Origin of the sequence: Candidatus Ichthyocystis hellenicum (genome assembly GCF_001460935.1) — a bacterium.
GTDB lineage: Bacteria > Pseudomonadota > Gammaproteobacteria > Burkholderiales > 2013Ark19i > Ichthyocystis > Ichthyocystis hellenicum.
Genome location: NZ_LN906597.1, coordinates 501,355 through 514,305, shown reverse-complemented (window position 1 = coordinate 514,305; position 12,951 = coordinate 501,355). Strand labels below are relative to the sequence as shown.

The following is a 12,951-nucleotide window of genomic DNA, read 5'->3' as shown; positions in this document are numbered from 1 at the left end:
CGTACCCTGAAGCTTAAACAGGATACAGGTTCTTAAAGTCAACAGGTTTGCTTTCAGTATGATCTGACATCAACTCTGGAAAATATTCATCATGTTCTATCTCTTTTTCTTTTTTAACAACAACTAATTCAAATTCCTGAAAAACACCAAACTTACTATGTAGTATCTTTGTGTGAGTCAAACCCTTAAGTGTAAAAATTTTTGAACCATCAATTTTATGCAAAAAATCAGACACTATTTTGTTGCTCAAAGCCACACCAGAAACCTCGGCTTCACCAGTACTTGTTGTTTTAAAACTATTCAAGTACATCCCATCTGGAACAACAACTGCTAGCTCCCGCAATATCTCCAACAAATTTAGCTTTCTGTAGTTAAGTTCCTCGATAACACGACGATTATCTAAAATAGTTTTTATTTGATTTCCTATTTTCTTAACAGACAACTTATCAGATTGCAAACTACCTATCTCAGATTTTAAAAAAGTCACGTTATCATCTTGCTTTTTAACATAAAAATAGGAAAGTTGATTAACACCCCAACTTATAATAACAGCAATAAAAGCTGCGATAGCAACGTGAGCAAAGAAAATTCTTCGATCCTGCTGTTCCTTGTACTTTCTATAAGGAAGAAGGTTAAATAGCATCATGAAATAAGTTCCTAATCGCAATTCCGACGGCAGTTGTCAATCGCGGCAAATCAGAAAAAAAATTCTCTCGGTTAATGGACGAAGATATATCATCCTCAGGAAATGCCTCCAATGGTTTAACCTCGACCCCTACTTCTTCCTCAATAGCACTTGACAAGCCGGATAACTTTGATCCTCCACCAGAAATAAACATTGCATCAATTTTTATAAAAAAGGTAGTAGTGTAAAACAGCTGTAGCGTCCTATAAACAACGGCACAGCATTCAGAAACAAATTCAGGCAGAATCCTTTCGGAATACTTTTCTGGAGCATCATCTTGACCAACTATTATTCTATTGGCAGAAGAAAAGTCTGTATCCAATTCACTCTGTACTTCTTGATTTAGAGCACTGGCCCCAAATGACTGCTCCTTTGTAAAAACAACATCGTGCCCCCTCATAAAAAGGAACAACATTTTTGAATGACCGAATTCTACAAAAAGGTAAATCTTATCCTTGGATTTAAGTGATGAATTAAGATCAAGAAAACGAGCACACATCGAATGAAACGCATATAACTCTATGTCGAGAATACGAGGGGAAACTCCGGCATCCCTCATCACTTGGGCTCTCTCATCAACTTGATCCTGCTTCGCAATAGCCAATAGAAGGTTTATTTTCCCGCTGTCTTTGGGATGTTTATCAACACAAAAATCCACTGCTATCTCATCAATACTGTTACCTGTAACCTGAACAGCCTCAGATTCCGCTTTCATCTCCAATGATGTAGCCAAATTACCAAAAAAAGACATTTCTCTGATAGTTACCATAGAGTCAGGCATAACGATGCTCACGTTAGATTTTGCACGAAAATCTTTTGACGATAACCCTCTCTTCACAGCATCAACAACTAACATATGTTCCGCTATATTGCCCATTGAAATCGATTTGTCTGGCAATGGTTCTATGTGATAAGAGTCAAGTATGAATCTGCCACCCGACGAAGAAACCTCTGCAAATTTGATAGAAGATGATCCCATATCAATACCAAGGGCCTTGGTATAGCTAGCTTTTGCGCCAAAAATACCCAACAGTGTTTTCTTAAATATCTCCATATAAATCTTCACCGCCCCAGAATGATCAAGTTACCATGGTTATAAACACCACTTGGATACAGCAACCATCGAACATCATAATACTTGATTGATTTTTGACGTTGCTAATATCCACTTAACTCGGGATACAATACGGATAATTGTAAGTATGCATAAACTTGCCTCTCTGGGATTTAAATGAAATTGCTTAGCGCATTAACAACTTTTGTTTCCTGTATAGTAGGTATCTCCATAGCCTTATTACTGTCTTTTGCTATAATGGTTACCGTTGCTTCCAAACAACTGCCTTCATTAGACACCCTCAAAAACTCTTCCCCTGAAATCCCTCTGAGGATATTCACAGCAGATGGTAGTTTGATTGCTGAATATGGAATAAAAAAAAGAGATATTGTCCCTATTAATAGGGTGCCGTTACTGCTAAGAAAAGCTATTCTTGCTGCCGAAGATGACAGATTTTACAAGCATCCAGGTGTTGATTTGCAGGGAATAATTAGGGCAATTGTCCTAAATATAGAGGGGAAACGACTACAAGGGGCAAGCACTATTACAATGCAAGTAGCAAAAAATTTTTTCTTTTCTCCTCAAAGAACATATAAAAGAAAATTTTATGAAATGCTAATGGCTTTTAATATCGACGCAACACTGGGAAAAGACCAAATCCTGGAACTGTACATAAACAAAATCTTTCTTGGAAATCATTCCTATGGATTTGCCGCGGCAGCAGAAGCATACTTTGGAAAAACACTAAACCAACTAAATCTTGCTGAAATGGCACTTCTAGCAGGATTACCAAAAGCACCTTCAACATACAATCCCATCACAAATTTGCAACGAGCTACAGTGAGACAAAAATATGTACTAGGAAGAATGCTAGATCTTAGATACATCTCCCCCAAACAATACATGAATGCCCTAAGGCAAACTATAATCATCAGCCCGTATGAACAAAAATATGCGGTTACAGCAAACTACGTAGCGGAAATGGCTAGGCAGTTTCTTTACTCAGAGTACGGAAAAGATGCTTATCAGAAGGGATTTAATGTTTACACTACTATTAGCAAAAATTACCAGAAAATTGCCAACCAATCTCTGCGCCATAACTTGATTGAATACACGGAGAGACACAACTTTCCTGGCATTTCAGGAAAAATAAATCCCGGCTTCTCGGTAAAAAAACAGCTTGCTCCTTTCCATAATTATGCACCTCTAATTTCTGCTGTAGTAGAAAAAATAACTGACACCTCTGTCTCATTACTTACAAGAAAAGGAAAAAAAATAGAAATCATTGACGCTGAATTGGAACGACTACAGGACGATAGTAACCACTTCATCGTAAAAAGAGGAGACATCCTGTACGTAAGGAACATTGGAAACAATACTTGGAGAGCTACCGGATTACCCAAGGTAGAGGGAGCTCTGGTATCAGAAAATGTATACAATGGTGCAATTATTGCACTGTGTGGCGGATTTTCCGAATCGGCAAGTGCATTCAACCACGTAACCCAAGCATGGCGCCAACCTGGATCTAGCATAAAACCCATGATTTACTCTGCCGCACTAGCAGAAGGCTATACCCCAGAAACAATGATTGATGATTCCCCAATATCATTCACGGCAAAGGAAACTGGAAGCACTGCATGGACACCTCGTAATTTTGACAAAATTTTTAAAGGCTTCATCCCTGTTTGGCAAGCTCTAGCTGAATCAAGAAATGTCCCTTCTGTGAGAGTTTTACAGTTTGTAGGAATAAGCAAAGCAAAAAACATGCTAGAAAAATTTGGACTGGATAGCAAAAAACAACCACCATACTTAACATTAGTCCTTGGGGCAGGACTGGCAACACCATGGCAAATGCTGCAAGCCTACAGCATATTTGCACGCAATGGGATCAAAATTAAACCGTACCTAATTGAAAGAATCACTGACTTTGATAAGAAAGTAATATTCGATGCTGAGCAAAATATTCCAGCAGTAGAAGAAGTATTATCAACCAAGGTAAGCCAATACATAGACTACATGCTAAGGAAGGTCATAACAGACGGAACAGGAAAAAGGGCCCTGTCAATAGGCCGAGATGATGTAGCAGGAAAAACGGGAACCACAAACGACTCCATAGACGCATGGTTCTGTGGCTACGCTGGAAACGTAGCCACTGTAACCTGGGTCGGGTTTGACTCCCCACAGCCACTAGGAAAACATGAATATGGAAGCCAAACGGCACTGCCCATATGGATAGAATACACTAAGAAAGCCCTAAACGAGCGGAAACTGGAAGGAGAAAAATCGTTTCCGACAGTAGTGCTAAACAATCCTACTGAAGCTTAATTTCAACATCAACCCCAGCGGGCAAATCCAGCTTCATCAAAGCATCGACGGTTTTATCAGTAGGCTCTATGATATCCATTAGACGCAAATGCGTGCGCATCTCAAACTGATCCCTGGCTGTCTTATTGACATGAGGAGACCTAAGAAAATTATAACGCTCTATACGCGTAGGCAGCGGAATAGGACCACACACCACCGCCCCCGTCCTCTTTGCTGTATCGACAATCTCAGCAGCGGACTGATCAATCAACCTGTAGTCAAAAGCCTTTAGGCGTATACGTATCTTTTGCTTTTCTCTCTTCACAACTTTCTGCTTTTCCTGCTTCATCAAAAAACCCTCTACTTAATAACTTTTGTAACAACACCAGCACCAACAGTTTTGCCACCTTCTCGTACAGCAAAATGTAAGCCCTCTTCCATCGCAATCGGTGCTATCAACTCAACATGCATTGTCACATTGTCCCCGGGAATTACCATCTCTCCTTCAAACTTGATCGATCCGGTTACATCTGTTGTCCTAAAGTAAAACTGCGGTCTATATCCATTAAAAAATGGTGTATGCCGACCCCCTTCTTCCTTCGACAATACATACACCTCCGCCTCAAATACCGTGTGAGGAGTTATTGAACCCGGCTTCGCCAAAACCTGCCCTCTCTCTACATCTTCCCTCTTCGCTCCCCTCAACAATATCCCCACATTGTCACCGGCACGACCCTCGTCCAGTAACTTGCGAAACATCTCCACTCCCGTACATATAGTCTTCTGCGTCTCTCTCAGCCCCACTATCTCTATCTCTTCATTTACCTTCAATATGCCCCGCTCTACTCGACCGGTTACCACTGTGCCTCGCCCAGAAATAGAAAATACATCTTCTATCGGCATCAAAAACGGCTGATCCACCGCCCTCGTCGGTGTCGGTATATAACTATCCAGCGCCTCCGCTAACGCCATTACCGCCTTCTCTCCTATCTCGCTTTGATCCCCTTCTAACGCTTTTACCGCAGAACCTTTCACTAACGGTATCTCTTCCCCAGGAAAATCATACTTAGATAATAACTCCCTGACTTCCATCTCAACTAACTCTAGTAACTCCGGATCATCAACCATGTCGCATTTGTTCAAAAATACTACTATGCTCGGTACTCCAACTTGCCTTGCCAATAATATATGCTCCCTCGTCTGCGGCATCGGACCATCCGCTGCAGACACCACCAGTATCGCTCCATCCATCTGGGCCGCTCCGGTTATCATGTTCTTCACGTAGTCAGCGTGCCCAGGACAATCTACATGCGCATAATGCCTCGCTGACGTAGAATACTCAACGTGCGACGTATTTATCGTTATCCCTCTAGCTCTTTCTTCAGGAGCATTATCGATCTGGTCGTACCCTTTTACCTCTCCTCCGTACGCCTTGCTCAATATCGTCGTCAACGCCGCCGTCAACGTTGTCTTCCCATGATCAACGTGCCCTATCGTCCCTACATTAACATGCGGCTTCGTACGCTCAAACTTAGCCTTAGCCATAAAACAAATCTCCTGAACTAAAAAATCTAACCCTTCTTCCGGCTAACGATAGCCTCGACAACACTCTTAGGCGCTTCTGAATAGTGCTTAAATTCCATAATATAGGTAGCCCGACCCTGAGTTAACGAACGAAGATCAGTAGAATACCCAAACATCTCTGCCAATGGCACATCGCACTTTACTATCTTCAAGCCACCATGTGAATCATCCATACCAACAATCGTTCCCCGGCGACTAGACAAATCTCCCATAACGTTACCCATAAACTCTTCTGGCGTTTCAACCTCAACCGCCATAACAGGCTCTAACAAAACAGGAGACGCACAACGCATAGACTCTTTAAAAGCAAAAATGGCAGCCATTCTAAAAGCATTTTCGTTAGAATCAACCTCGTGATACGAACCATCAAAAAGGGTCACCTTAACATCTACAACGGGATATCCCGCCACAACCCCAGAAGTCATTGCTTCGTTCAAACCCTTCTGAACCGCTGGAATGTACTCTCGGGGAACAACCCCTCCTTTGATTGCATCAACAAACTCAAATCCTTCACCAGACCGCTTGGGCTCCAATTTCAACCAAACGTGACCATACTGACCTCTACCACCAGATTGCTTAATAAATTTTCCTTCTTTACTAACACTCGCTTTAATCGCTTCACGGTAGGCAACCTGGGGAGCACCAACATTAGCCTCAACACCAAACTCTCGCTTCATACGATCTATAATTATTTCAAGATGCAACTCACCCATACCCGAAATAATCGTCTGCCCAGACTCTGCATCCGTCCTAATGCGAAAAGACGGATCCTCCTGAGCCAAACGACCTAAAGCTATACCCATTCTTTCTTGATCATTCTTCGTCTTAGGTTCAACCGCAACGTGAATAACAGGATCAGGAAATTCCATTTTTTCCAAAGTAATAGGATTGTCCTGAGAACACAACGTCTCACCTGTAACACAATCCTTTAAACCAACAGCTGCTGCTATATCACCAGCAAAAACCTCTTTTATCTCCTCACGCTGATCAGCATGCATTTGCAAAATTCGACCAATACGTTCCTTACGACCCTTTATGGGATTGAATACCGTGTCACCTGAAGACATAACACCAGAGTAAACACGAAAGAAAGTAAGCTGACCAACATAGGGATCAGTCATTATCTTGAAAGCCAAGGCAGAGAAAAAAGAATCATCTGAGGCCTGACGATCAGCTTCATTACCCTTATCATCTATTCCTCTAACAGGAGGAATATCAACAGGTGACGGCAAATAGTCCAACACAGCATCCAACATCGCCTGAACACCCTTGTTCTTAAAAGCTGTACCGCAAAGCATGGGAACGATTTCCCCGGAAATTGTTCGCGCACGAAGAGCTGCCTTTATTTCATCATGAGTCAAAGATCCAACTTCCAGATACTTATTCATAGTTTCTTCATCTGCTTCAGCCGCTACCTCGACCATCTTCTCCCGCCACTCATTGGCCTCATCCAGCATCTGCTCCGGAATATCTATGTACTCAAACTTAGTGCCTTGGCTCGAATCATCCCAAACAATACCCTTCATCTTAACCAGATCAACCACACCGCGAAAATTATCCTCAGAACCAATAGGAAGCTGAATTGGAACAGGATTGGCACGTAAACGGTCACGCATCTGAGTGTAAACTCGCATGAAATTGGCACCAGAACGATCCATCTTATTCACGAACGCCAAACGCGGAACCTTATACTTATTAGCTTGACGCCACACAGTCTCAGACTGAGGTTGGACACCACCCACAGCACAGTAAACCATGCAAGCCCCATCCAAAACACGCATTGACCTCTCAACCTCAATCGTAAAATCAACGTGCCCGGGAGTATCAATTATATTTATCCGATGCTCAGGGTAGGTTTTCGCCATCCCCGACCAAAAACAAGTAGTGGCCGCAGAGGTAATAGTAATACCTCTCTCTTGCTCCTGCGGCATCCAGTCCATAGTAGCAGCACCATCATGAACTTCGCCAATTTTATGATTAACTCCAGTGTAAAATAGGATTCTCTCGGTCGTAGTTGTCTTTCCCGCATCAATGTGGGCAGAAATGCCTATGTTACGATAGCGTTCTATGGGAACTTTGCGGGCCACAACAAATCTCCAGGTTATTTATAACAAAATCAATTCGATCAAAAACGATAATGAGAAAAAGCTTTGTTAGCATCCGCCATCCGATGAACTTCATCCCTTTTCTTTACAGCAGCACCACGTCCCTCCGAAGCCTCCAACAGCTCCTGAGCCAACCTAAGCGCCATGGACTTCTCTGGTCGCTTTTGAGCAGCCTCCTTCAACCAACGCATGGATAAAGTAGTACGACGGGGTGGAGATACCTCTACTGGAACTTGATAATTAGCACCACCAACACGACGAGACTTCACTTCAACAATGGGTTTGACATTAGAAACAGCAGAAGAAAAAACGTCTAAGGGACTTTTACCAAAACGATCCTCTATGATACCAAAAGCACCATAAATTATTCTCTCTGCGACAGACTTCTTCCCACGAGTCATCAAGACATTTACGAACTTGGAAACCTCTACCGAACTAAACTTAGGATCAGGCAGAACTCCACGGACGGGAACTTCCCTACGACGAGGCATAAAAATTTCCTTTTAAAACAAACTCAAAAACTATCATTTCTTAGGTTTCTTAGCTCCATACTTAGACCGTGCTTTCCTACGATCTTTAACTCCTTGTGTATCTAAGGAACCACGAACAGTATGATACCTAACCCCAGGCAAATCTTTAACCCGACCGCCACGTATCAAAACAACAGAGTGCTCCTGCAGATTATGACCCTCACCACCAATATATGAAATTACTTCATAACCATTAGTAAGCCTAACCTTACATACCTTACGAAGAGCGGAGTTAGGTTTTTTCGGCGTTGTAGTGTAAACACGCGTACAGACCCCTCTCTTTTGAGGACAGTTGCCCAAAGCAGGAACTTTACTTTTAAAGCGCGGAGTCGAACGACCCTCGCGAACCAATTGATTAATCGTTGGCATATTTTCGTCCAATAAAAATTTCAAACCCTACACAAACAAACATAAAAACAACCTAGTCAGGAACCACCGGGCCCAATGAAGCACCAGAATCCAGAGGCAAAGAGGAACAAGAAACATCAGCACTCTGAAATACTTCCTCAGAATCAAACAACACACCTGAAGGTGATGACTTGCGACTCCTATGATAGGCCAATCCAGTTCCAGCGGGAATCAGTCGACCAACAATAACATTCTCCTTCAATCCTCTCAATTCATCACGCTTGCCCATAATCGCAGCTTCAGTCAAAACACGAGTAGTCTCCTGAAACGAAGCAGCCGAAACAAAAGAATCAGTAGAAAGAGAAGCTTTAGTTATACCAAGCAGCATGTAGTTGTATGACGCAGGATTCTTGGATTGACTGACAACCTTGTCATTTTCATCCAAAACTTCCGAGCGCTCAACGTGCTCGCCAAGAATAAACCTAGTATCCCCAGGATCGGAAATATGTACCCGACGAAGCATTTGCCGCACAATCACTTCGATGTGCTTGTCATTAATGCGCACACCCTGAAGACGGTAAACATCCTGAACTTCACTAACTATGTAGCGAGAAAGTGCCTCAACTCCCAACAAACGCAAAACATCATGAGGATTAGCCGGACCATCAACAACAGGCTCACCTTTGTTAACAATTTGACCATCGTGAACCAAAACCTGCCGATCTTTTGGAATAAGAAACTCACGACTGTTCCCCTCCAGATCAGTAATAACCAAACGCTGCTTGCCTTTTGTATCCTTACCAAAAGATACAGTACCAGTCACCTCCGCCAAAATACCACTATCCTTCGGCGCACGTGCCTCAAACAACTCGGCAACACGAGGCAACCCACCGGTAATATCCCTAGTTTTCGAAGTCTCCAATGGAATACGAGCTAAAACCTCACCTATATCGACGAACTGGCCATCCTTTACGGTAATAACAGAACCAACTTGGAACCCTATCGTTACCACGTGGTCAGTTCCTAAAATCTTAACCTCTTCTCCAGATTCACTAAAAAGCTTAACCTGAGGCTTAAGAGTCTTCGAGGAACCAGAGCGACGTTTACCATCAATGACAACGAGAGTAGAAAGACCCGTAACCTCGTCAACTTGGCGAGCAACGGTAACACCTTCCTCTACATTTTCAAAGCGAACAATACCGGCAAACTCAGAAATAATTGGCCTCGTATGCGGTTCCCAAGTGGCCAAAACGTCCCCAGCAGACACAGACTCGCTGTCACCAAAACGAAGCACAGCACCATAGGGTATTTTATGACGTTCCCTTTCGCGCCCAGTGGTAGCATCAACTATTGTTACCTCACCAGAACGAGTAATTACCACCTTCTCATTCTTCTTATTAGTCAAATACCGCATAGAAGACGAGAAACACACGACACCAGAAACTTTGACCTCTACACTGGAAGAAACAGCAGCACGAGAAGCAGCACCACCTATGTGAAAAGTTCTCATCGTCAACTGCGTACCCGGTTCACCAATGGATTGAGCCGCAATAACACCCACAGCCTCACCCACATTGATCAAGTGCCCACGAGCCAAATCACGACCATAGCACTTCGCACAAAGACCATAGCGAGTTACACAAGTCAAGGGAGTACGAACCTTAACCTCATCTACACCGACAGCCTCAATACGTCCAACCTCATCTTCACCCAACAAAACCCCAGCTGGAAACATAACTTCCCGAGTATCCGGGTGAATAATATCCTGAGCAACCACACGCCCTAAAATACGTTCTCGCAACGACTCAACAACTTCCCCACCTTCAATCAAATCCTTCACCCAAACCCCACTGGTTGTACCACAATCATTCTTGATTACAACCAAATCCTGGGTAACATCAACCAAACGCCGAGTCAAATATCCAGAATTAGCTGTCTTCAAAGCCGTATCGGCAAGACCTTTACGAGCTCCGTGGGTAGAAATAAAGTATTGCAAAACATTCAAACCTTCACGGAAGTTCGAAGTAATAGGAGTTTCAATAATAGAACCATCAGGCTTAGCCATAAGACCACGCATTCCTGCCAACTGCCTGATCTGAGCAGCAGAGCCCCTTGCCCCAGAATCAGCCATCATATATATGGAATTAAATGACTCTTGTTCGGCCTCCACCCCATCATCCAAAATAACTTTCTCCACGGAAAGCCGATCCATCATGGCCTTGGCAACAAGATCCCCTGCTCGCCCCCATATATCAATAACTTTATTGTAGCGCTCACCTTCAGTAACCAACCCAGAACTATACTGCTGCTGAATTTCCTTAACCTCTACCTCAGCTTTCTGAACCAACGAATCCTTCCTACTAGGCACCAGCATGTCATCAATAGAAATCGACACCCCTGCTTTCATAGAGTGGTGGAACCCCATCTGCATTAATCTATCGACAAAAATAACCGTCTCACGCAAACCGCAACGTCTAAAAGAAGAATTGATAAGTTTAGATATTTCTTTTTTCTTAAGCGTTCTATTGACCATAGAGAAAGGCAAGTCTACAGGTAATATTTCAGAAACAAAGGCACAGCCAACTACAGTTTCATAACGAGACCGAACAGATGAAACTTTACCCTCTACAAAAAATCGCTCTTCCAATCGCACAGTAACACGGGCATTAACATCAACTGCACCTACTTCATAGGCTCGTTTCAACTCCGACAAATCCGAAAAGAACATTCCCGTTCCTCGAGCTGCCTTATTCTCACGAGTAATGTAGTAAAGACCTAGCACAATATCCTGTGACGGAACGATAATAGGCTCACCATTGGCTGGAGACAAAACATTGTTGGAAGCAAGCATAAGAGTTCTAGCTTCCATCTGCGCCTCCAAAGATAGAGGAACGTGCACCGCCATCTGGTCACCATCAAAGTCCGCATTAAACGCGACACAAACCAATGGGTGCAACTGAATCGCCTTACCCTCAACAAGAATAGGCTCGAAAGCCTGAATCCCCAATCTATGTAGTGTAGGAGCACGATTCAACAACACCGGATGCTCCCGAATTACTCCCTCCAATATGTCCCAAACAATAGCTTCCTCACTATCAACCATTCTTTTAGCTTGTTTTATGGTGGTCGCTAGCCCCATAACCTCAAGCTTCTGAAAAATAAAAGGTTTAAACAACTCCAAGGCCATTTTTTTGGGCAAACCACATTGATGCAACTTTAACTGCGGACCAACAACTATCACAGAACGTCCAGAATAATCCACCCGCTTACCAAGCAAATTCTGACGGAAACGGCCGCTCTTACCCTTAATAACATCGGCAAAAGACTTCAATGGTCTCTTATTGGCACCTGTCATAGCTTTACCACGCCGGCCATTATCAAGCAAAGAATCAACCGCCTCTTGCAACATACGCTTTTCATTACGAACAATAATGTCTGGAGCCCTAAGCTCCAACAACCGACGCAACCTGTTATTGCGATTAATAACTCGACGGTACAAATCATTAAGATCTGAGGTAGCAAAACGACCACCATCAAGAGGAACCAACGGACGTAGCTCAGGAGAAAGTACAGGTAAAACCTCTAAGACCATCCATTCCGGACGAGAAGAAGAATTATCAAAAGCTTCCAACAACTTCAAACGCTTTGCAATTTTCTTAATCTTGGCTTCAGACGAAGTTTCTTCCAAGGATTTACGAAGCGATTGTATCTCCCGTGGTAAATCCAAGCCCCTCAAAAGATCACGAACCGCCTCCGCTCCCATCAAAGCCACAAAATCATCACCGTACTCTTCCAGCTTTGCAATATAATCATCCTCACTCAACAACTGCCCCTTGGTCAAAGGAGTCATGCCAGGATCAACTACGACAAAAGCCTCAAAATACAAAACCCTCTCAATATCACGAAGAGGCATATCCAAAATCATACCCATCCGAGAAGGCAACGATTTCAAAAACCAAATATGCGCAACAGGAGAAACTAACTCAATATGCCCCATTCGTTCGCGGCGAACTTTAGATAAAGTAACCTCAACACCACACTTCTCACAGATAACACCACGATGCTTAAGCCGCTTATACTTACCGCAAAGACACTCATAATCCTTCACCGGGCCAAAAATTTTCGCACAGAACAAACCATCTCGCTCCGGCTTGAGAGTACGATAGTTTATTGTCTCTGGTTTTTTTACTTCGCCGTAAGACCAAGAACGAATCTTCTCGGGAGATGCTAAACGAATGACTATCGCATCAAACTCCTCACCGTGACCCACCTGCTTAAACAAATCAAGCAATGCCTTCATCTAGTTCTCTCTCGTCAAAATATCAAAGCTACAAAAACCAA

The 12,951-nt window shown here is 43.1% G+C and carries 9 protein-coding genes; 1 reads left to right on the top strand and 8 read right to left on the bottom strand.

Annotated features, from left to right (window positions below):
- Window positions 1-13 precede the first annotated feature (13 nt).
- Entirely contained in the window at window positions 14-646 is a 633-nt protein-coding gene (locus Arg41_RS02395) for a PilN domain-containing protein (RefSeq protein ID WP_092342184.1), read from the bottom strand.
- Window positions 633-1,739 carry a type IV pilus assembly protein PilM gene (gene pilM / locus Arg41_RS02390; RefSeq protein WP_092342182.1) on the bottom strand — a complete coding sequence of 369 codons (1,107 nt, stop codon included), beginning with the start codon at window positions 1,737-1,739 and terminating at the stop codon, window positions 633-635. The genes Arg41_RS02395 and pilM overlap by 14 nt, the downstream gene beginning before the upstream one ends.
- 177 nt (window positions 1,740-1,916) lie before the next feature.
- On the opposite strand from pilM, the gene Arg41_RS02385 reads away from it, so the two are divergent.
- Entirely contained in the window at window positions 1,917-4,064 is a 2,148-nt protein-coding gene (locus tag Arg41_RS02385; protein WP_092342180.1) for a penicillin-binding protein 1A, read from the top strand.
- Here Arg41_RS02385 and rpsJ read toward each other — a convergent pair.
- The 6 genes from rpsJ to rpoC are packed head-to-tail and all read right to left on the bottom strand — an operon-like array spanning window position 4,051 to window position 12,910.
- A complete protein-coding gene (gene rpsJ / locus Arg41_RS02380) occupies window positions 4,051-4,392 on the bottom strand; it encodes a 30S ribosomal protein S10 (RefSeq protein ID WP_092342178.1) in 342 nt (113 codons plus the stop codon). The two genes, Arg41_RS02385 and rpsJ, sit on opposite strands and share 14 nt — an antisense overlap.
- Before the next feature lie 11 nt (window positions 4,393-4,403).
- Window positions 4,404-5,588 carry an elongation factor Tu gene (tuf, locus tag Arg41_RS02375; protein WP_092343884.1) on the bottom strand — a complete coding sequence of 395 codons (1,185 nt, stop codon included), beginning with the start codon at window positions 5,586-5,588 and terminating at the stop codon, window positions 4,404-4,406.
- A 26-nt stretch (window positions 5,589-5,614) separates the two neighbouring features.
- Window positions 5,615-7,714 carry an elongation factor G gene (gene fusA, locus Arg41_RS02370; protein WP_092343394.1) on the bottom strand — a complete coding sequence of 700 codons (2,100 nt, stop codon included), beginning with the start codon at window positions 7,712-7,714 and terminating at the stop codon, window positions 5,615-5,617.
- Between the two features lie 38 nt (window positions 7,715-7,752).
- A complete protein-coding gene (rpsG, locus tag Arg41_RS02365; protein ID WP_092343393.1) occupies window positions 7,753-8,223 on the bottom strand; it encodes a 30S ribosomal protein S7 in 471 nt (156 codons plus the stop codon).
- Between the two features lie 33 nt (window positions 8,224-8,256).
- The gene (gene rpsL, locus Arg41_RS02360; protein ID WP_092343392.1) at window positions 8,257-8,631 is read right to left on the bottom strand and encodes a 30S ribosomal protein S12; all 375 of its coding nucleotides are present in this window, start codon (window positions 8,629-8,631) and stop codon (window positions 8,257-8,259) included.
- Window positions 8,632-8,683: 52 nt separating this feature from the next.
- Window positions 8,684-12,910, bottom strand: coding sequence for a DNA-directed RNA polymerase subunit beta' (gene rpoC, locus Arg41_RS02355; RefSeq protein WP_092343391.1), 4,227 nt, complete (start codon window positions 12,908-12,910; stop codon window positions 8,684-8,686).
- Between the last annotated feature and the right edge of the window lie 41 nt (window positions 12,911-12,951).